At 71.8% G+C, this 20992-nt stretch carries 16 protein-coding genes; 11 read left to right on the forward strand and 5 right to left on the reverse strand.

The window, feature by feature from the left end; all coding sequences use genetic code 11:
- Positions 1 to 92: 92 nt before the first annotated feature.
- From R4P08_RS00395 to R4P08_RS00425, 7 genes are all read left to right on the forward strand, one after another.
- A complete protein-coding gene (locus tag R4P08_RS00395; protein WP_317811771.1) occupies positions 93 to 791 on the forward strand; it encodes a hypothetical protein in 699 nt (232 codons plus the stop codon).
- Positions 788 to 2026, forward strand: a complete 1239-nt coding sequence (locus R4P08_RS00400) for a hypothetical protein (protein WP_317811772.1) — start codon at positions 788 to 790, stop codon at positions 2024 to 2026. Before R4P08_RS00395 ends, R4P08_RS00400 begins: the two co-directional genes overlap by 4 nt.
- Entirely contained in the window at positions 2023 to 2433 is a 411-nt protein-coding gene (locus R4P08_RS00405; protein ID WP_317811773.1) for a DUF6802 family protein, read from the forward strand. Before R4P08_RS00400 ends, R4P08_RS00405 begins: the two co-directional genes overlap by 4 nt.
- 114 nt (positions 2434 to 2547) lie before the next feature.
- Positions 2548 to 4374: a phosphoenolpyruvate carboxykinase (GTP) gene (locus R4P08_RS00410; RefSeq protein WP_317811774.1), complete on the forward strand. Its 1827-nt coding sequence runs from the start codon at positions 2548 to 2550 to the stop codon at positions 4372 to 4374.
- Positions 4375 to 4537: 163 nt separating this feature from the next.
- Positions 4538 to 5533: a hypothetical protein gene (locus R4P08_RS00415; protein ID WP_317811775.1), complete on the forward strand. Its 996-nt coding sequence runs from the start codon at positions 4538 to 4540 to the stop codon at positions 5531 to 5533.
- Positions 5530 to 7113 (forward strand): HAMP domain-containing sensor histidine kinase, encoded by a 1584-nt coding sequence (locus tag R4P08_RS00420; protein WP_317811776.1) that lies wholly within the window; start codon positions 5530 to 5532, stop codon positions 7111 to 7113. Before R4P08_RS00415 ends, R4P08_RS00420 begins: the two co-directional genes overlap by 4 nt.
- A 58-nt stretch (positions 7114 to 7171) precedes the next feature.
- Positions 7172 to 7834 (forward strand): response regulator transcription factor, encoded by a 663-nt coding sequence (locus tag R4P08_RS00425; RefSeq protein WP_317811777.1) that lies wholly within the window; start codon positions 7172 to 7174, stop codon positions 7832 to 7834.
- A 78-nt stretch (positions 7835 to 7912) separates the two neighbouring features.
- On the opposite strand, the gene R4P08_RS00430 is transcribed toward R4P08_RS00425, so the two are convergent.
- A complete protein-coding gene (locus R4P08_RS00430; protein WP_317811778.1) occupies positions 7913 to 9382 on the reverse strand; it encodes an MDR family MFS transporter in 1470 nt (489 codons plus the stop codon).
- 181 nt (positions 9383 to 9563) lie between these two features.
- Here R4P08_RS00430 and R4P08_RS00435 point away from each other — a divergent pair, with 181 nt between their 5' ends.
- The gene (locus R4P08_RS00435) at positions 9564 to 10118 is read left to right on the forward strand and encodes a helix-turn-helix domain-containing protein (protein ID WP_317811779.1); all 555 of its coding nucleotides are present in this window, start codon (positions 9564 to 9566) and stop codon (positions 10116 to 10118) included.
- Positions 10119 to 10151: 33 nt separating this feature from the next.
- On the opposite strand, the gene R4P08_RS00440 is transcribed toward R4P08_RS00435, so the two are convergent.
- Entirely contained in the window at positions 10152 to 11624 is a 1473-nt protein-coding gene (locus R4P08_RS00440; protein ID WP_317811780.1) for an aldehyde dehydrogenase, read from the reverse strand.
- A 149-nt stretch (positions 11625 to 11773) separates the two neighbouring features.
- Positions 11774 to 12580, reverse strand: coding sequence for a class I SAM-dependent methyltransferase (locus tag R4P08_RS00445; RefSeq protein ID WP_317811781.1), 807 nt, complete (start codon positions 12578 to 12580; stop codon positions 11774 to 11776).
- Between the two features lie 55 nt (positions 12581 to 12635).
- Here R4P08_RS00445 and R4P08_RS00450 point away from each other — a divergent pair, with 55 nt between their 5' ends.
- A complete protein-coding gene (locus tag R4P08_RS00450) occupies positions 12636 to 13958 on the forward strand; it encodes a glycosyltransferase family 4 protein (RefSeq protein WP_317811782.1) in 1323 nt (440 codons plus the stop codon).
- Here the strand turns inward: R4P08_RS00450 and R4P08_RS00455 are convergent.
- Entirely contained in the window at positions 13927 to 15888 is a 1962-nt protein-coding gene (locus R4P08_RS00455) for a hypothetical protein (RefSeq protein ID WP_317811783.1), read from the reverse strand. The genes R4P08_RS00450 and R4P08_RS00455 overlap by 32 nt on opposite strands.
- Before the next feature lie 62 nt (positions 15889 to 15950).
- Here R4P08_RS00455 and R4P08_RS00460 point away from each other — a divergent pair, with 62 nt between their 5' ends.
- A complete protein-coding gene (locus R4P08_RS00460; protein WP_317811784.1) occupies positions 15951 to 17237 on the forward strand; it encodes a polysaccharide biosynthesis protein in 1287 nt (428 codons plus the stop codon).
- A 237-nt stretch (positions 17238 to 17474) separates the two neighbouring features.
- Here the strand turns inward: R4P08_RS00460 and R4P08_RS00465 are convergent, their stop codons facing one another.
- Positions 17475 to 18863: a DUF3068 domain-containing protein gene (locus tag R4P08_RS00465; protein WP_317811785.1), complete on the reverse strand. Its 1389-nt coding sequence runs from the start codon at positions 18861 to 18863 to the stop codon at positions 17475 to 17477.
- A 103-nt stretch (positions 18864 to 18966) separates the two neighbouring features.
- Here R4P08_RS00465 and R4P08_RS00470 point away from each other — a divergent pair, with 103 nt between their 5' ends.
- The gene (locus tag R4P08_RS00470; protein ID WP_317811786.1) at positions 18967 to 20214 is read left to right on the forward strand and encodes an acyltransferase; all 1248 of its coding nucleotides are present in this window, start codon (positions 18967 to 18969) and stop codon (positions 20212 to 20214) included.
- Positions 20215 to 20992 lie beyond the last annotated feature (778 nt).

The following is a 20992-nucleotide window of genomic DNA, read 5'->3' on the forward strand; positions in this document are numbered from 1 at the left end:
TCATCCCGCAGTTCACGGCCCGGTTCCGAATCCGGCGCCCCGCGCCCGGGGTAGGTCTTGCCGCGGGAGCCCCGCCGGGACACCATGGCCCCGTGCCGATCGTGACGCGCGACACCGCCCTCAAGCCCGCGGCGGACCCGACCCCCGCCGACCCCGCCTCGCGGGTCCGGCGCCTCGTCGGTTCCGCCCGGGAGCGCGGGGACACGGCCACGAAAGCCGGCGTCGGCATCGGCGTCAGCGCTGTCGCCGCCATCGACGGTTTCCGCGAACTCGAATCCGCACTCGCGCGCTTCGACGCGCCGGCGGACATCCGTATCCGCGGCGGGCTGGGCTCGGGCCGCCGCACCCTCGCGGCGGCCCTGCGGACGCGGCGGGGATGGCGACCCGCCGTCGACGACCTGGACCTGGTCGCCGCGGCCGGCGCGCCGGTCGGGGCACCTCCCGACGTGGAGGTCGTCTGCCTGCGCACCGCCCCCTGCCGCCACGAGGAGGCCTGGCTCCGTCGCCCCCGGACGCACGCGCTGCTGGTGGTGGCCACGGGTGTCGACGACGAGGACCCACCCCGATGGGCCCGTGGGCTGCCGGCGGTGGACGCCCGCCGGCCCGGTGACGGCTCGATCGACGTCGTCGTGTCGTTCCTCGACAACGCCCTCGACCCTGCCCTCGGCGGGCTCGCGGCAGTCCGGATCGCCAGACTCGAGGCGGAGCTGGAACGGCTCGCGGTACACGATGAGGTCGGCGGCCTCGCCGAAGCCGCACTGTGCGCGCTCAGCGGCCCGAGCACCTCATGACCGCGACCCAGCCCCCTCAGACCCGGCCCCTGCAGACCCTGGCCGTCCTCGGCCCGCGGGACTCCGCCGTGCCCTCGGTGGCCGAGGCCCTCCTCGCCGCCGCGGGTTCGGCTCTCGACGGCCGCCACCGAGACCTCCGTGTGCTGGTCGACGCCGGACCCGACGACCGACCGGACGCGGCGGTCCTCGTCGTCGACGCCGTCTGCCCGATCCGACCCGACGACCTCGAGGTCGCGCGCGGCGTGGCCGCCCGCATCCCGCTCGCCGTGGCGCTGGCCGGACGCGCCGGATCGTGCACCCCGGAGGCCCTGTCCGAGACGGTCGACGTCACCACCCGGCGCCTCACCGACGCGGGCGTGTCGGCACCGGTCAGGGTGGTCGGAAGCGACGACCCCACCGCACCGGCAGCCCTGCTCGCGATACTGGACGCCGCCACCCCGACCGCCACCCCGACCACCTCCCCGACCATCTCGACCGGTTCGCGGCCGGCCCCCGCGACAGCGACGGTCGACTGGCTCCTCGCGCGGCGCACGGAGGCGATCACCTCCCGCTCCCACTCGCTGCGCCAGGACGTCCAGGCGCTCCGGATGGAGGTGGTCCAGGACCTCCACCGCTCCATGCGCGACCTCGGCAGCCGCGCGCGGGAGGAACTCTCCGCCGCACCCCGGTCGCGGGTGGGAGGGCTCGTGCGGGCCCTGGCCTCCGACGCGGACGCGGCGGTCGCCGGGACCATCTCCCGCGCCCACCGGCGAGCGGACTCGCTCGTGGCCCGCCACCTCGGCGTGGCCGCGCCCGCGACACCACGCATCCCTGCGCCGACCGGCGGCATCACACCGGGCCGCCCGCCCCGGAACCTCGCCGAGGAGGCTCTCGTGATGATGATGGGCGCGGCCGGCGGGACAGGGGTGGGGCGCATGCTCCTGTCCCCGCTCGCCCAGATCCCCGGGGTCGCCACCGCCGTCATCCCGTTGGCGCTGCTCTGCGGCGTGGCCCTGGGCTGGACGACCGTGTCCGTCCGACGCACCCAGGCGCTGCGGACGCACACGGTCGCCGTGGTGACGGAACGGCTCGGCGCGCTGCGCGCCGAGGTGGAGCAGTCGCTGGGCGCCCGGATCCTGGCGGCGGAGTCCAGCATCACCGACGGGTTCGCGCACGATCCAGGGCCCCGGGTCAGCGACCTGGAACGCCGCATCCGCCGATTACGGCAGTCACGGACAGGAAGCTCCTCCCCGTGACCGACCACTTCTACGGCCCGGAGCCTTCCCACCACGCCGTCCCCGACGTGTGCGGCCTCGACGGCGCTCCCCTCGCCGAGCCGACCTCGCTCGGACTGCACGTGCCCGTGGGGGACGACGTCCTGGACCTGGGCTCACCCGAGGCGGACCTGGACGGCGACGGGTTCATGGAAGCCGTCACGCGAGGGGACGGCCGGGGGCTCACCGTCTATACCGATGTCGACGGCGACGGGACCGTGGATCACGTCTCGACCGTCCGGTTTGACGGCAGTTACGACTCCTGGCGCCTCGCCAACCCGACGGAGGGAGTCCCTTTCGGCGGGTTCACCAATGAGGCGAACGCCGAATCCCCCGATTCACCGCCCACACCCGCCCGGTGGGAACGCATCGACCACGGGCAGATCTGAAAACCTGAGGAACCACTCACGTCGGGGTCGGGAAACGGGGGCTCGGACGCCGCGCTTCCAGCGGGTTGACGATAGTGTGTGAGCGACACCATGCACCACGCGCGAGGAGCTGTGATGACCACCACCACCATTTCCGGCCTCGAGGGGCAGGCGCCAACCGATCATGCGGAGATGCTCGCGTGGATCGCGGAGGTCGCCGAGCTCACCCAGCCGGACCGGGTCGTCTTTGCTGACGGCTCCGACGCAGAGTGGGACCGACTCACGGCCGAGCTGGTAGAGCACGGCACGTTTGTCCAGCTCGACGAGGCCAAGAAGCCCAACTCCTTCCTCGCCCAGTCGGATCCGAAGGATGTCGCCCGGGTCGAGTCCCGGACCTTCATCTGTTCGGAGACCGAGGAGGGCGCCGGCCCCACCAACAACTGGCGGGACCCGGCCCAGATGCGCGGCCAGATGACGGACCTGTTCCGCGGCAGCATGCGGGGCCGCACCATGTACGTCGTCCCCTACTGCATGGGCCCGCTCGACGCCGAGGACCCCAAGCTCGGGATCGAGCTGACCGACTCCGCGTACGTCGTGGTGTCGATGAAGATCATGACCCGGATGGGTGCTGCAGCACTCGAGAAGCTCGGCAGCGAGGGCGCATACGTCAAGGGCCTGCACACGGTGGGCGCCCCCCTCGAGCCCGGCCAGAAGGACGTCGCGTGGCCGTGCAACGAGGAGAAGTACATCACCCACTTCCCCGAGACCCGTGAGATCTGGTCGTTCGGTTCCGGTTACGGCGGCAACGCCCTGCTGGGCAAGAAGTGCTTCGCACTGCGCATCGCCTCCGCCATGGCCCGCGACGAGGGCTGGATGGCCGAGCACATGCTCATCCTCAAGCTCATCTCGCCCGCGGAAGAGGTCCACTACATCGCGGCGGCGTTCCCCTCCGCCTGCGGCAAGACCAACCTGGCGATGTTGCAGCCCACCATCGAGGGGTGGCGCGCCGAGGTCGTCGGAGACGACATCGCGTGGATGCGCTTCGGTGCCGACGGGCGTCTCTACGCCGTCAACCCCGAGTTCGGTTTCTTCGGTGTCGCCCCCGGCACCAACTACTCCTCCAACCCCAACGCCATGAAGACGCTGGAGCCGGGGAACGCCATCTACACCAACGTGGCGCTCACCGATGACGGCGACGTGTGGTGGGAAGGCCTCGAGGGCACCCCGGATCACCTCATCGACTGGCTGGGCAACGACTGGACACCGACCGGAGACGGTGGTGCCGGCAACGCCGCGCACCCCAACTCGCGGTACTGCGTGCCGATCGACCAGTGCCCCGTCACCGCGCCCGAGTTCAACTCGCCCGAGGGCGTGCCGATCTCCGCGATCCTCTTCGGAGGCCGCCGGGCCGACACGATCCCGCTGGTGAGCGAGGCCTATTCGTGGAACCACGGCGTGTACATCGGTGCGACGCTCTCCTCCGGTCAGACCGCCGCCGCCGAGGGCAAGGTGGGTGCGGTCCGCCGCGACCCGATGGCCATGCTGCCGTTCGTCGGCTACAACGTCGGTGACTACTTCCAGCACTGGGTGGACATGGGCGCCCGCGGTGGCGACAAGATGCCCAAGATCTTCCTGGTCAACTGGTTCCGCAAGGGTGCCGACGGCCGCTTCCTGTGGCCGGGATTCGGCGAGAACAGCCGCGTCCTCAAGTGGGTCGTGGACCGCATCGAGGGGCGCGTCGAGGGCGACGAGACCGCTGCCGGCCTCACCGCCCGCGCCGCCGACATCGACCTCACCGGGCTCGACACCCCTGTCGGGGACGTCGAGGCCGCGCTGGCCGTCGACCCCGAGGAGTGGCGCCGCGAGCTTCCGCTCATCACCGAGTGGCTCGAGTTCTGCGGGCCCAAGGTCCCGGCCGAGGTCCACGAGCAGTTTGCCGCCCTCAAGGAGCGGCTGGGCTGACTCCCGCCGTCTCGACAGGCACCGTTGACGGGCCGCATCCCCCGGGGTGCGGCCCGTCAACATGCGCAAACAGTGGAGCCTCTTTCCCCGACCATTGATTAGTGTCAAAGTAGTACGGACCCGAGCACACGAACGAACACGGACGAACACGGGAAGGAGCCACATGAGGACTCCCCTTCTCGCGTTCGTCGCACTTCCCGCACTGGTCGGCGGGATCGTGATCACCACCGCAGTTGCCTTTGTCGGCACTGCGGAGGCCCCGACCCCGACCCTCGGCAAGAGCTTCGGGGATCGGGCCAGCAGAGTCGGAACCGCCGGAACCGCCGGAACCGTCCCCGAAACCGGTGACGGGAACCGATCCGGCATCAGCGTCGAATCCGCCGAGAAGACCGAGATCAACGGGAGCCGGCCCCATCTGACAGTCATCGACGGTCGGGCCGCCGTCGCTCCGCTCGGCGCGATCCCCGCAGCCCTCTCCCTGCTCCCGCCTCCCTCGATCGGTCTGCCTCCCCTGTCGGACCTGGGCGGTGAGCTGGTGTGGACCGAGAATGGCGACAGTCCTCGCGAGCGAACCGGGCCCGGGGCAGGCGAGTCCGACGACCCCGGAGCCACCGACGTCCGCTGGACGGACTCGACCTCCCCCGCCGAACCCGGTTCCCTGCCGCCCGTCAAACCCGGGGGCGCGTCACCGCTGATCGTGGTGCCAGAGGTTCCGTCGCAGCCCGACGACCGTGACGTATCGGAGCCGGGGTCCGGTTCCCGGCCGCCACCCACAGCGGGCCGGCCCGGACGGCCGCCCGCGGACACGATCGACGTGCCGCTCCCGTCCGACACCGTCGGTCGTCCCGGCCAGGACACCGGTCGCCCGCCGCCGATGACGGACCCGGAACCGCCCGCGCCGGGCGCGGATCTGGTCACCCCGGACGAGGTCGTTCCGGACAATGTCGTCCCGGACAGTGCCTCCCCGGACAATGTCGTCCCGGACGCGGTCGCCCCCCAGGACAACACTGTTCGGGACTTGAACCTTCTCGTCCGGGTCGCTGTCTCCCCGGAGGAGACCACCGATCCGGACAGCAACGCGGACGGCGGTCAACTGGACGAGGTGGCCCACCCGGCTGCGCAAGATGATCTCGACGAATCCGAGCCCTCCGTCAGGTGAAGAGGGCACTTCGAAGGACTCGCTCGATCCGGTGGTGGTACTCGGCCCGCCTCCGCATCACGTTGGGGATCACGCTCACATCCGCCGCGGTGTTCGCCGGCATGGTGTTCTTCACCCTCCAACTGCTCGACCTCACGTCCGAGCGTGCGATCGACCAGCGCCTCAACCGTGAGGCGGCAGACTTCTCCACCTTCGTGAACGCGGGAATCCTGCCGTCGTTCGAGTCCGAGACACCGACCGCAGAACAGTTGATCCGCGCCTACCTGGCCCAGCAGTATCCTTCCTCCGAGTTGCTGCTCGTCGGAACGGTCACCTCGTCGGGCACCCAGTTCACGCTCTCGAGGTACAGCTCCGAGGACGACCCGCTGTTCCCCCCGAGCGTCCGGTCGCAGATCCAACAGATCGGTCTCTTTTCCCCGGAGAGCACCGGGGTCATCGCCGATTCCGTCCGATGGAACAAGGCGGTGGTCGACGGCCCGGCGGGGCGGGCGAACATCGTCGTGGCGATCAACAACCAGGACACCCAGGGAGAAACCGACAACGTCGCCGACTTCCTGTTGAGCACCAGCGCCGGGGGACTGGCCCTCAGCGCGCTCTTCGCGTGGCTCATCGCCGGTCGGATGATCGTCCCTGTCCGGCGCATCCGAGAGGCCGCCGAGACCATCTCCGCCGCCGACCTCTCGCGGCGGGTACCCGTGGACGGGCCCGACGAGATCGTCTCCCTGGCCGAAACCGTCAACGCGATGCTCGATCGCGTGGAGGACGCGTACCGGACGCAGCGGGAGTTCCTCGACGACGCCGGCCACGAACTCCGCACCCCACTGACCGTGGTGCAGGGCAATCTGGACCTGATGCCAGAGGACCCGGAGGAGCGGGCCGAGACCACGCGGATCATGCAGGACGAGCTGTCCCGGATGACCCGCATCGTCGAAGACCTGCTCACCCTGGCGCGCTCCGACCGCCCCGACTTCCTCCGTACCTCCCCGACCGATGTCGCCGACCTGGTGTTGGACGTCGAGGCCAAAATCGAGGTGATCGCGGACCGCGAGTGGTCAGTGATGCCGTACGCAGAGGGCGTCGCCCTGTTGGACCAACACCGGATCACCCAGGCGCTCGTCCAGTTCTGCTCCAACGCCGTCCGGTTCACCCGCCCGGGCGATCCGATCGAAATCGGCTGCCGGGTCATAGCCCCGGGCGACCCGACGATCGCCGAAGGCCTCGCTGTGGGCCCGCTACCCGCACCGCCCCGCAACGAGACCTACCGACGCCGGCTGCTGTGGTGGGTGCGCGACAACGGCCCGGGCATCCCACCCGGAGAGGAGGAGAGCGTCTTCGAGCGCTTCCACACCGCGCGCGGGCAGCTGCGGGACGGGCGCGGCGGGACGGGCCTCGGTCTGGCCATCGTCGCGACCATCGCCCAGGCACATGGCGGGCGGGCCTTCGTTTACAACGCGAAGGGCGGGGGGGCTGCGTTCTGCATCGTCGTCCCCTTTGTGGCCGCGGCTGTGGAGACGGAGATCTACGCCGGGAAGTCGCAAGATCGCCGACCACGTTCCAGGAGACTTGAGGACACGACCTGAGGACACCGTCATATGTGTTCCCCGCGTGGAATACTCCTCAAACGGAGAAGGAGGGTGCATGACAAATGTTCTCGTTGTCGAGGATGACGACCTCATTCGTTCGGTTCTGGTCAAAGCACTAGGCGGGGCGGGGTACACCGCGCTTGAAGCGGTGGACGGGGAGAGCGCGCAGTCCATCCTGTCGACGATCTCCGATATCGACCTCATGTTGCTGGACATCGGGCTCCCCGACACAGACGGGTTGACCCTGCTCCGTGAGGCACGCGAGCGCGGATTCGCTGCTCCTGTCGTGATCCTCACGGCCCGCGACAGCGTCGCGAACACCGTTGAAGGCCTGGACTCGGGTGCGAACGACTACATGGTCAAGCCTTTCCGGGTTCCGGAGCTGCTGGCCCGCATCCGGCTCCGTCTGCGTGAGCACGAGGCCTCCGAGGACCCGGGCATCCTCGAGCACGGCGGGATGCGGTTGGACATCCGTACCCGGCGCGTCGAGGTGGACGGACGGATCCAGGAGCTCACCAACCGCGAGTACTCGTTGCTGGAGATGCTGCTACGCAACAAGGGCGAGACGATCAGCCGCGAACAGCTGCTGGAGAGCGTGTGGGGAATGGACTTCGATCCGGGCTCGAACATCGTCAACGTCTACATCCGGTCGCTGCGTCGCAAGATCGGCGAGAACAAGGTCCAGACCGTCCGGGGTGTCGGTTACCGCGTGGAGTGACGCCGGGAAGTACCTTGCGAGCGCGGAGACCCCCGGCCATCGGCCGGGGGTCTCCGTTGTGAACGGGAGCGCGTGCGCTCAGGGGCGCTCGGCGGACGTGATGAACGGGGCACAGACGACCGCGATCGTCGCCAGGATCCCGCCGATGACGAACGCGATGTGGGCGCCGCCGAACAGGCCGTCGACGAGTTCGGACCCCGCGCCGGTCTCCGTGGCCGCGACGGTGCTCATGACGGTCACGAAGATCGTGGTACCGATCGCACCGCCGAGTTGCTGACCGGTGTTGAAGATGGCCGAGCCGTGGCCGTAGAGCCTGAACGGGACGTCGCTCAACGCCGCGGACAGCAGGCCGGTCATCAGCATGGCCAGGCCGATGCAGAAGATCGTGTGGAACGCGATGATCAGACCGAGAGAGGTGTCCGGGTCGATCGTGGTGAACAGCCACTGCCCCAGCGCGAGCATGAGGGCACCGGGGATCAACACCGGCCGCGGGCCGTGCTTGTCGAACACGCGGCCGAAGATCGGGCCCACCGCGATCTGCACCAGGCCACCCGGGAGGAGCATCAACCCGATGGTCAAGGTGCTCAGGCCGCTGCCGTTCTGCAGGAAGATCGGCAGGATCACCACGGTGCCCAGCAAGGTGCCCATGGCGATCATGATCATGACGACGCTGAGCGAGAAGGTGCGGTTGGCGAACGGCTCCAGGTTCAGCAGTTCACCACCCGTGCGGGCCAGACGCACCTGGCGGGTCAGGAACAGGGCGAGCGCGGCCGACCCGATGGCCAGGCTGGCGACAGGAAGCGCGGGATTGTCCGCGATGTCACCGAAGGTGGAGATCGCGTAGACCAGCCCGCCGAACGCGAATGCCGAGAGGACCACGGAGATGACGTCGACGGGCACCCTGCGGGTGGCCGAGGGCACCTTGATGTAGACGATGCCCAGGACCAGGATGAGGACGGCCAGCGGGGTCATGGCGCCGAAGATCCAGTGCCAGGACAGCGAGTTGACGATGACGCCCGACACGGTGGGCCCGATCGCCGGGCCGACCGAGATCACGATCGAGTTCAGGCCCATCACCATTCCGCGGTGCTGGATCGGGACGAGCGTCAGGGTGGTGTTCATCAGCAGCGGCATCACGATGGCCGTGCCCACGGCCTGGAGGACGCGGGCGCCCAGGAGGACGCCGAAGGTCGGGGCGACGATGGCCAGGAGGGTCCCCAGCAGGAAGCTGCTCAGCGCAAAGACAAAGAGCCCGCGCAGGGTGAAGCGCTTGAGCAGATAGCCGGTCGTGGGGATGACCACGGCCATGGTGAGCAGGAATCCCGTGGTGAGCCACTGGCCCGCCGCCGCGGAGACCCCGTAGTCCGCCATGATCGACGGCAGCGCCACCGTCAGGACGGTCTCGTTGAGGATCATCAGGAACGCGCCGAGCGCGAGTGCACCGATGATGCCGGTGAGCTGCTTCTTCGACAACGCGGGCGGGGCGGGCGGAGCGTGCGGGGCCGGGACTGCCGGCGTGGAGACAGTGCCTTCGGCGGCATGGGTCATCGGGGGTTACCTCTTCTATGAGATCTGAACCCGGCGAATCATGTCACGGTCTGACAGAATGACTACGCGGAAACTGTCGGAGTGTGACATAAATTATGTCCGGGGATCGTTCCCCCTTCTGCGCACCGCCAATGACACAGGAGCTGACACCGTGGGAATCCGAGCGGATCATCGTGCCCGCATGCTGCACCAGATCCAGAGTGCCACTCTCGATCTGGTGGAACAGAACGGTCTGGACGCCACGACGGTCGGCGATATCGCCGCCCGCGTCGGCATCTCCGAGCGCACGGTCTTCCGCTACTACGCGTCCAAGGTGCACGCGCTCATGCCGGGCCAGCAGGGGCTGATCGATGCCCTGGTGACCTGCGAGAGCGCGCACACCAGCGCGGCCGGGATCCTGGACGACCTGCTGGCGGCCTGCCGCGACCAGTTCGCCCGCGAGGTCGAGCAGAGCGACTTCCGGCGGATCTCCCGACTGCTGCTCCGCGAACCGGAACTCCTTCAGGTGGTGGCCCGACAGGAGCGGAGCCTGGTGGAGGCACTCAGCGCCACCCTGGTCGACCGCGGCGCCCTGCGGCACCTCCAGGCTCTCCTGGTGGCCGAGGTGGTCACCGCTACGTGGCGGGTGGCCTGGCAGTCCTTCGCCCGCGACCAGGCCGGCGGGTTGGATTCCGATCCCCTCGCCCTGTTCGACGACACGCTGCGCGAGCTGGGCGGCCTGTTCCCCCGCGGTTGACCGCCCCGCCGCAGTCGACCGCCCAGCCGCGGCTCACGCCCCGGACGGCTCCCACCCGAACGGCATGAGCACACTCTGCAACTCGCAGTACGCGTCCAGCCCCTCGGGGCCGTTCTCGCGGCCGAGGCCCGAGTTCTTGAAACCGCCGAACGGCGCGGACGGGTCGAACGCGTACCAGTTGATGCCCATGGTGCCGGTGCGTACGCGCTGCGCCACGGCCAGCGCGGCCTCGGGGTCCTCGGAGTACACCGCGCCGGCCAGGCCGAACTCGGAGTCGTTGGCGATCCGCACGGCCTCGTCCACCGTGTCGTAGGCGATGACCTGCAGCACCGGTCCGAAGATCTCCTCCTGCGCGATGGTCATGGAGTTGTCGACATCGGAGAACACGGTCGGCTGGACAAAGGCACCGTCGGCCACGTCGGCGCCGAGGCCCTCGACCTGACCGCCTCCGTACGCGATCGTCGCGCCCTCCTCGACCCCCTTGCGGATGTACCCCTCGACGGACTCCTTCTGCTTGTGGTTGGCCAGCGGGCCGAACGCGGTGCCCTCGGCGGCCGGGTCGCCGACCGGCATGGCCTTGACGTTCTCGACCAGGGCAGCGACCACCTCGTCGTAACGCGACCGCGGGGCGAGGATGCGGTTCTGGGACACGCACGCCTGGCCGGAGTTCATCAGCGCCGAGAAGACCATGGTCCCGGCGTGGGCTACCACGTCGGCGTCCTCGAGGATGATCGCCGCACTCTTGCCGCCGAGCTCCAGCGAGACACGGGTGAGGTTCTGCGCGGCGATACCGGCGATGTGCTTGCCGACCCCGGTCGAGCCGGTGAACGAGATCTTGTCGATCTCCGGGTGGGAGATCAGGTGGTCGCCGGCCGAGCTCGGTCCGGTCACCACGGACAGCACGCCCTCGGGGAGGCCGGCTTCGCGGAACAGGTCCGCCAGCCACAGGGCCGACAGCGGGGTCGCGGACGACGGCTTGAGGACCACCGAGCTACCCGAGAGCAGCGCCGGGGCGAGCTTGGCGGCGTTGAGGTACAGCGGGACGTTCCAGGCGGTCACCGCGGCCACCACCCCGACGGGCTGGCGGGTCACCACGGACGCGCCGTAGTCGCCGTGGCGGACCTCGGACCACGGGAAATCGGCCGCCAGCTTGCAGTAGTAGCGCAGGACGCCGAGCGTGGGCGTCACCTGGATCATCGCCGCGGTGCCGGGCGGGGTGCCCATCTCGTCGGAGAGGAGCTGGCACACCTCGGCCTGGCGCTCCTCGAGCATGTCGGCGACCCGTCCCAGCAGTGCGCCGCGCTCGGCGGGCGGGGTGCCCCGCCAGACACCGGACTCGAAGGACTCGCGAGCGTGCGAGACCATCTCGTCGACATCCTCGGTGGTGGTCTCGGCCACGCGCCCGACGATGGCGTTGGTGGCCGGGGACGTCACCTCGAGAACCCCCGTGGTGATGGGATCGGACCAGCGGGTGCCGGAGAAGAGCTTGTCATGGACGACGACCACGGGGGACCTCCGAGAGGTAGAAAACAAGAACGTGTTCCACCCATCCTATAGGAGGACGCGGCCCCATGTTTGACCCCGGCCACGTAACCCCGCTGCCCAGCCGGAGTCGCTCAGGTGGGCGCGCCCCGTCACGTCGCCCGCGCCCGGCGTCAGCGCGCCCGCAGCACCAGCACCAGGTTGGACACCAGGACCTCGCGGATCAGCGGCGCCCGCACGAGCCACCACGCCCAGCGCGGGTGGTAGCGGGGAAACGCCGCCAGCAGCTCGCCGGATGCGGTGTTCCGCGCCCACTCGAGCCCCTCCGCGCAGCCCACCTCGAACAGTGACTCCCCGTAGACGTTCTTGGGCGGGTGTCCCTCGCGCCGCTCGTACATCCGCCGCGCCCGCTCACCGCCGAGGTAGTGGGTCAGGCCCATCTCGTGACCGCCGAACGGTCCGTACCAGAGGGTGTAGGAGACGACGACGAGGCCGCCGGGTCGCGTCACCCTGCACATCTCCTCGGCCATCGTCCACGGCTCGGGCACGTGCTCGGCCACATTGCTGGAGATGCACACGTCCACCGAGTCCGACCGGATGGGCAGGGACATGCCGCTCCCCCGGATCGACCCCGCCTGATCGAGCCCGGCAGCGGACATCTCCCCCGCGTCGGGTTCGACGGAGACGTAGCGCGCCCCCTCCGCGGCGTAGGCGTCGGAGAAGTAGCCGGGCCCGCCGCCCACGTCCAGGACGGTCAGCTCCGGGAGTCGGCCGATCGCGGGGTCGGCCGGCCGGTCCCCGGACTCGGACCACAGGTCTGCCACCAGCTCCACGGTGTCGCGGGCCAGGCCGGAGTAGAAGGCGTCCGGGTCGGACTGCTCCAGGGGGAACGAGCGCAGCAGCCCGAGGGAGCGCCCGAAGGTGGCGCGCCGGGCCACCGCACGAAGGGCGGAGGACCGGTGATCGGCAGGTGGGGTCACCGCGGAGACGATACCGGCGGGTCTCCGGCCGCCCGCCGCTGCGTACAGTGTCCGCGTGGCTCGAATCCTGCTGTTGTGCTGGCGCGACAGTACCCATCCGCAGGGCGGCGGCAGTGAGCGCTACCTCGAGCACGTGGCCGCCGGACTGGCCTCGGCCGGACACATTGTCATCTACCGGACCTCCCGCTCCCGCGGCGCCGCGCGCTCCGAGGTGACCGGGGCGGGACTCGGCGCCGACCTCACCAGCGGCGGGGTCGCCGTCAGCCGCGCCGGCAACCGCTTCACCGTCTACCCCCGCGCACTGGGCGCGATGCTCGCCGGCCGGTTCGGGCTGGGCCCGCTCGGTGCGCTGCGGCGGCCCGACGTCGTCGTCGACACCCAGAACGGCGTCCCGTTCTTCTCCCGCCTGGCCACCACCGCCCCCGTGGTGGTGCTGGTCCACCACATCCACCGCGAGCAGTGGCCGGTCGCGGGGTGGCTGGTGGCGCGGATCGGATGGTGGATCGAGTCGTGGCTCTCCCCGCGCGTGCACTCCCGCAGTCAGTACGTCACCGTGTCCCTGCCCTCGGCCGACGAGCTCGCCGAGCTCGGCGTGGACCCGGCCCGCATCGCCGTGGTGCGTAACGGCCTCGACCCGCTGCCCGCCGGGGTGCGGGCGGGCGGGGCGGACACCCACGCCGACGGCCCGCGCCTGGTGGTGCTGTCCCGGCTCGTGCCCCACAAGCACGTCGAGGACGCCCTGGACGTCCTGGCGGCGCTGCGCGCGAGCCGTCCCGGGCTGGCGCTGGATGTGATCGGCAGCGGCTGGTGGTCCGACCGCCTTCGCGAGCACGCCGCCGGGCTCGGCTTGGACGACGCCGGGCCAGGTCACCCCGCCGGTCCGGTCGTGTTCCACGGGCACGTCGACGAGGCGACCAAGCACCGGATCCTCGCCGCGGCGTCGTTGCACCTCATGCCCTCGCGCAAGGAGGGGTGGGGGCTCGCCGTCTCGGAGGCCGCCCAGCACGGCGTCCCCACCATCGGCTACCACCACGCGGCGGGGCTGCGGGACTCGATCGACGACGGCGAGACGGGCATCCTCGCGCACGATGCCGCGGCCATGACAGCCGCCACGGAGCGCCTGCTGGACGATCCCGAGCTCCGCCACCGGATGGGCGAGGCCGCCCGACGGAAGGCCGCGGGGCTGTCGTGGCCCGCGACCGGCGCGGCGATGGCCCGGGTCCTCGCCGCCGTGACCGAGGGACGGCGGGTCAGCGGCGTGATCAGCGGCGAGGTCGGTGGCGAGGTCGGTGGCGAGGTCCGTGGCGCGGCCAGCGGTGGGATCAGCGGCGGAGTCAGCGGCGTGATCAGTCCCGCGGCCGACGCCGAACGCGCCTGAGCGCCGGTACCCCGGCCGCCAGACCGGCAGTCAGACCGGCCGCTAGACCGGTGACCAGCCACGCGGCGTGGGCCACCAGGACCGCCGCCCGGGAAGCCGCGCCGGCAGCGGGCGGGGCCGCGTCCGGCGACCGCCAGGTCCGCCCGTCCGGCGGCGCCAGCTCGTAGAGGACCAGTTCGGGGTCGGTGAACCTCGTCGTCGTCGACTCCAGGGTCCGGTCAGACTCCCCGCGCGGGCCGGCGGAGGTCCGCTCGTCCAGCACCCACCGGACCCCCAGGTCGGTCAGCGCGCGGGGATCCGCGCCGCTGAGCAGGGCCTCGGTGGCCTGGCGGGCGCGGCCGCCCTCCCCCGCCACAGGGCTTGACCCTCCCACCGCGCCGGACCGCCCCACCACCAGGTCCCCGGGCACCAGCACGCGGGCGTCGAGCAGGCGGGGCGCCGGGTCCAGCACCGCGGCGCCGCCGGCCCACAGCGGGGTCGAGCGGAAGGACCCGGCCGGCAGCATCAGCAGGTCGCCGCTCGGCTTGTCGCCGCCCTGCTCGGCCACGATCCCGGCCACCTGTGCCCACCCGTCGCCGTAGGTGACCGGCCGCAGGGCGTCCCAGAGTGCGCGCGGGGCATCGGGGACGGCGGCCACCGCGACGGCGGTGATCGCCAGAGCCGCACCCACGGGCCGGAGTCGGGGCGCCAGCGCCCGGGCGGCAAAGCCCAGGGCCAGCACGGTGGCGGGCAGGGCGAGCGCGACCAACTTCTGGGTGTCGCGCAGCAGACCGGCCGCCGGGACCGCCCCGACCAGGGTGTCGAGCGCGGTGAGCCCCGGTCCGGTCGCCGCCAGCGCCACCAGCAGCCACGTGACCAGGGCGAGCGGGACCGTCGCCCGGACCACCGGGTGGCGCCGGGCCCGCAGGAGCCCCGGAGCGGCGAGGGCCCACACGACCAGCAGCAGCGCTAGCGCCACGCCCGCCCACCAGGTGGCGCGAGAGGGCGGGACGGCCGCCGAGTTCCAGATCCCGCCCAGCGCGACCACCGAGCCGAGAGTGCCGATGCCGGTCTCGGCGCGGGCGGCGAACGCGGTCACCCCGGTGTCCGCACCGGCGCCGGCGCCTGCACCCGCTGTCGGCGTCCCGGCGAGCACTGTCGCCAGCAGCCACGGCAGCGCGGTCACCACGGCGACCGCCGCGAACGGGACCGCGGACCTCAGACGCCGCCCCCGCCCGGGTCGCGATTCCGTCTCCGACCCCGACCCCGACCTCGAACCCGGCCGCTCCGGTCCCGACCCCGCGCACCACAGGGACACCGCCCCGGCCACCACCGCCAGCACCCAGCCCGTCGGCGTGAGCCCCGCCGCCGCGACCGCCGCGCACGCCGCCGCCACACGCGGCCTCGCCCGGGCGAGCAGCAGCGGCATCGTCACCACCGCGGCCATGCCGGCGACCAGCGACCAGTGGCCCTGCAGCAGCCGCTCCACGACCAGCGGATTCCACACCGCGCCCACCACGGCGGGGAGGCGAAGCAGGTGACCCGCCCAGCCGGGGGCGTCGGCGCTCGGCCCGCCCGCCACCTGCACCACCCGCCGGACCAGAGCTCCCGCCGCCACCGCGAGCCACACGCAGAACACGGCGGTGAGCAGGCCCGTCAACGGCCAGACCGGCAGGCCCACGGTGCCCAGCGCGCGGGTCGCCCACGCCACCGCGACATCCTGCGGCACCGCCCGAGCGGCCGACTCGCCGCGCCCCAGCGCCGCATCCGACAGCGGGGGCGTCGGCGTGGCCACCCAGTCCCGCAGCAACGGGAACCCCGGTCGCGCCAGCCCGCCCAGCAGCAGCGCCGTGACAACGACCGCGACGCCCGCGTCCACGGCCACGGCCACCCCCGGCTGTGCGCGAGGGTCCGCGAGCGCACGAGCGGGCCCGGCGGAGGTGGCTGACATGCGCTTATTCCACCACGACGACCGCTGCGGTCCGGCCTCGGGCGACACCCTACGATCACCGTGTGGACCCTCAGGCGCGCGCGGCGGCAACCGGCTCCGCCACCAGGCGATTCCTGACCGGAGCCGGGGCGGTGACGCTGGGGTCCCTGCTGGCCAACATCGCCGCCTACCTCCTGCACCTGCCGGCGTCCCGGTGGCTCGGCCCCGAGGGTTACGGCGCGTTTGCCGCCCTGCTCTCGGCCCAGCTCCTGGTGGCCGTGCCGTCGCTCGCACTGCAGGCGGTGGTGGCCCGCGAGCACGTCCGCGGGGTCCCCGACTCGGTGCTGCGCTCCCTGGGCGCGCGGGTCGCGCTGCTGGTCGCGGTGGTGGCCGCCCTCGCGGTGGCCCCGGTGTCGCTACTACTCGACACCCCGGTCCTCGCGACCGCCGCCGCCCTGGCCCCCGGCCCGGTGCTGTGCCTGTTGGCCACCGAGCAGGGGCTGCTGCAGGGCGCCGAGCGGTTCCGCGCGCTCGGCGCGGTGCTCGCCCTGGCCGGTGCCGGGAAGGTCGTGCCCGCCGTGGCCGTCCTCGCGGCCGGGGGCGGGGTCGGCACCGCCCTGGCCGCCGGCGCGGTCGGCGTGGCCGCGGCCTGGGTGGGAGCGGCCTGGGTGGGAGCGGCCTGGGTGGGAGCGGCCTGGATCGGCTCTGCCCGGGTGGGAGCGGCCCGGGTGGGAGCCTCTACGACGACGAGGCGCGCCCGCCCCTCGGCCGGCGGGACCGCGATGGCGTCACCAGGGGTGGCCGCCGTGCTGTCCGCCGGGCAGGTCCAGCTGGTGATGATGGCGCTGACCTCGGTCGACCTGCTCCTGGCCCGCGCCCTGTTGTCCCCCGAGGACGCGGGTCGCTACGCGCTCGGGGCCGTCGCCGCCAAGGCCGCGTTCTGGCTCCCACAGGCGGTCGGCACGGTGCTCTACCCGAGGATGGCCGATCCCACCGGGCACCGCGGCGCGGTCCGATCCGCAGTCGGGGTCCTGCTCGGCATCGGCGGGGCCGTCGTGCTGGCTGCCGCTCTCGCCGCCCCGCTCGTGCCGGCGGTGGTCGGAGAGGGATACCGGCCGGTCACCGGGGTGCTGTGGGCCTTTGCCGGGCTCGGCGTCACCCTCAGTGTCCTGCAGGTGTTCCTGCTCGCGACCATCGCCGCCAACCGGACGACGGAGGCCGGGGTCGCCTGGTGCGGTCTGGTGCTCGCCGCCGCTGCCGTGTGGGCGGCACCCCGGGAGCTGGAGGCCGTTCTGGGGGCGACCCTCGTCGTCGTCGTCCTCACCACGCTCGTGGCCGGCTGGCGGGCGCTCCGGGTCCGACCGGCCTGAGCCGCAATCGCGCTGGCTCCACAGCGCCGTCCCCGACACAGCGCCGCGGGGAGTCACTTCGTGCACCGTCTCTCCCGGACGCCCCGGGCGCTCCGCTGCCGGAGTGACTCCGCACGGGGTGGGGCACGCGATCAGGCGTGCCGACGTCCCCGCTGCCAACGAGAAGAGCGTCCCGCACACTCGCCACTCGGGCGAGGTGTGCGGGACGCTCTCGGCGACGCGACGCGGGGGGATTGCTTACTTGCTCAGATTGACGCCACTCGCGCCAGTCGCGCCGGTGGTACCGGTCGGGCCACCATCGCCGCGCCGGGTGTCGCGGGCAGCACGGTCGACCCGGCTGCCGCGGGCACCACGGCCACCACTGCGAACGCCGAGCAGGATGCCACCGATCAGCGCGAGCAGCCCGAGCACACCGAGCACCGCCGGGACGACGCGACCGAACGTGTTGAGCGTATCGGCGCTCTCCTGCGCGGTGGCCTGCGTAGCCGCCTTGGTCTCCTCGTTCCACCCGGACTCGAACCGGACGGCCGTGCGGGTGGGCTCGGCCTTCTCGGCCTCCATGCCCGCCTTGTCCTCGAAGAAGGCCGTGGCCTCCTCCTGATCCTCGGCGAAGTACTGGAAGATGTTCTCGCCACCGTTGATGACCTGGCCGGTCTCCGGGTTCACGTACACCGTGCGGGTGTTGGTGTAGTAGCGACGCATGTCCACCACGCGCTCCGGGTCACCCTCCAGGCCCCACTGTCCGGCGGTCATGCCCTCGCGGCGGTAGCTGGCGAGAACCGACTCCACGGCCGGGTCGTAACCGCTCGAGATGGAGGCGAAGTGGTCGCGGATCGAGGCCCACATGTCGATCGGGCCCAGCTCCTGCCGGAACTCGTACGCGTCGATGCCGCCGACCGTGGTCTCACCGACGAAGGAGATCGGGTTGGTGGTGAAGGTGCTCGCGTCGAAGTACGGGTAGTCCTTCTGCTCGGTGTCGAACGGGAACTTGTACTGCATCCCGTCGCGGACGAACCCGACAGGAGCGGAGTCGTCACCACCCGTGGGGGCGGCGACCATCTGGAGCGTGCTCACGGCCTCGTCCACCGGCAGTGCCGTCACGCGATCCACGGTGACACGGTCGATCGTGGCGTTGATCAGGCCCTCGACCCCGTCCGAACCGGTCTTGTCCGCACGGAGCAGGGACTGCGCGGCCTGCATGGTGATCACGTCGGCGTCCGACGGCTCGACGGCCTGGACACGACGCTGCGAGTAGAGGGGGATGTCGTTGTCGATGAAGCAGGAGACGGGGTACTGGACATCCGAGTCGTCGGCCTCGGCGCCGTCCTGGGTCTCGACCACCTCGCCCTCATCAGCGGGCGCCTCCCCGGCCGGCTCACGGCACTCGCGACGGTCCGCGTTGGCCTCGGTCGGCGTGTTGCCGGCCAGCGCCTTGCCCACGAGCACCGCGCCCTGCGTGGTCTCGGTGACCGTCGTGGCGTTGATGTCCAGGGGGGTCTTCTTCTGCGCCGGCACCACGAAGAAGACGAGGGCGAGTGCGATAGTGATCAGGAAGGTACCGAGCCCGACGAGGACCACTGCAGGCACCGACGACCCCCGTCCCGCGGAACTGTTCTGTCGTGCCATCGGTTGTCCTCCTGGAGTCGCGCCCTGAGCCCGCGAGTCACCGCCGGGTAGCTTCCCGGGTCGGTGGCCACCGCGGACCATCATCAGGAGAAGATTAACAGTGATGAAGAACGCATCTGTCACCCCCGACCAACGAGTCGGAACTCTCCCGTCCGCGAGGGGCTTCGTCCCGGCCCTCGAAGGTCTCCGCGCCGTCGCCGCCTTCGCGGTCCTCACCACACATGTGGCGTTCCAGACCGACTCCTCCACGGGCTCGGCGATCCATCGGGCCTGGGGCCGGATGGACCTGTCCGTGGCAGTCTTCTTCGCTCTGTCCGGCTTCCTGCTGTGGCGCACCCACGCCCTGCACGCCCGGCGCGGGAACCCGGGCACAGCACGGGGGGCGGTCGCCTACCTGCGGTCTCGCCTGGTGCGGATCATGCCGGGGTACCTCGCCGTCGTGGCCGCTGTCTTTCTGGTCATCCCCCAGAACGCGCGCAGCTCGGCGTGGACCTGGACGGCCAACCTGACGCTCACGCAGGTCGTCATCCCCGACTCTCTGGTCGAGGGCCTGACCCACGCGTGGTCGTTGTCGGTGGAGATGGCGTTCTATCTCGTACTGCCGCTGCTGTGGTGGGCGCTCGCGGGGCTCCGGGGCCGGGCGGCGCGGTGGCGCATCCCGGTGATCGCGGCTGTGGGGGTGCTGAGCCTGGGCTGGGCGCTGGTCCCGTGGTACGACCTGGGGCTGCCCGAGCGGCTCAACGACCAGATCCTGCCGCCGGCATTCGCCTCGTGGTTCGCCGCCGGGATGATCCTCGCCGAGCTCGCCACCGCCCCGCCCGGCCGCGTCGCCGCTCTGGCCCGGCCCCGGCGCGCCCGGTGGGGCTGGTGGGCGGTCGCCGCGGTGGCGTTCGGGATCACCACGGTCCCGCAATGGTTCGCCGAGGGCTTTGTCCACCCGTCCGGTCCGGAGTTCGCGGTCCGCACCGCGCTCGGCGTGGTGGTGGCGTTCTGCCTGCTGGCCCCGGTCGCGCTCGCGCCGGAGGGTCAGCGCTTCGCCGTCCTGGACTCCGCGATCGCCGGCACGTTGGGCCGATGGTCCTACGGGGTGTTCCTGTGGCACGTGCTGGTGCTGCACTTCGCGTTCCAGATCGCGTTCATCCCCATGTTCTCCGGCCACATGCTCGAGGTGTGGCTGGTCACCGCGGCGGCCTCCACGGTGATCGCGGCGGCCAGCTACGCGCTGGTGGAGGAGCCGTCGCGGCGCTGGCTCGCGCCGGGGTCGACACGTCGGCGCGCGCCGCGCACCCCTCCCACCGGCCAGGCGGTGGCCAGCCCGGCGCAGACGACCCCGGCCACCGTCGCGACCTGAGGAGCCCAGCCGTCGCCGGCGTACCCCGACGGGGTCGGCCAGGGCGCGCGGGCGAGCAGCGTGGCGCCCGCGACGATCCCCACCCCCGACCCGACGATCAGCAGGTCCCGCGCCCGGCCGGCACCCAGGTGGCGGCTCGCCGCCAGCGCGCACGCCGTGAGACCCACCGCGAGACCCAGGCCGGCCGGGCCCGCCAGCGCGAAGCCGACGGCAGCGGTCGCGGCCACGGTGACCGCCCCCCGCCCACGCCACGCCCGCGCCCGGTCGCCCGCCCGATCGCGCCCGCGGAGCAGGAAGAGCAACAAGACCAGTGCCAGGACGAACGGCCCGGTCAGCAGCGCCGCCCGGTACGGCGCGTCGAGCGGGACCGTCAGGACCAGGGTCGCCCCGGTGCCGGACGCGGGCAGGACCCATCCCTGCTTCCACCCGTCCACGGTCACCGGTCGCGCGGCGGGCAGCTCGGTGCCGTCGTCGGCCACCAGCGTCGCCTCCCACGCCGGGCTCACCGACTCGGGCACCACCAGGACGCGTTCCCGCAGCGCGGCGGGGACGTGCAGCTCGCGCCGCGCGTCGTCCCAGCGGGCGGTCGTGACCGCCCGGGTGGCCTGCGACGCCCCGCCCAGGAGGGGCACGCGGGCGTCGGTACCACCGCCGGCACCACCCCCGCCCTCAAGACCCTGGTCGACGACGACGAGGCCCACCGTATCCACCGAGAACGCGCCCCCCGGATCCACCGACACCTCTACCGGCCCGGCGTCCATCGCCACCGGTGTGGGGT

The organism is Rhodococcus sp. IEGM 1408 (assembly GCF_033142235.1).
Lineage (GTDB): Bacteria > Actinomycetota > Actinomycetes > Mycobacteriales > Mycobacteriaceae > Dietzia.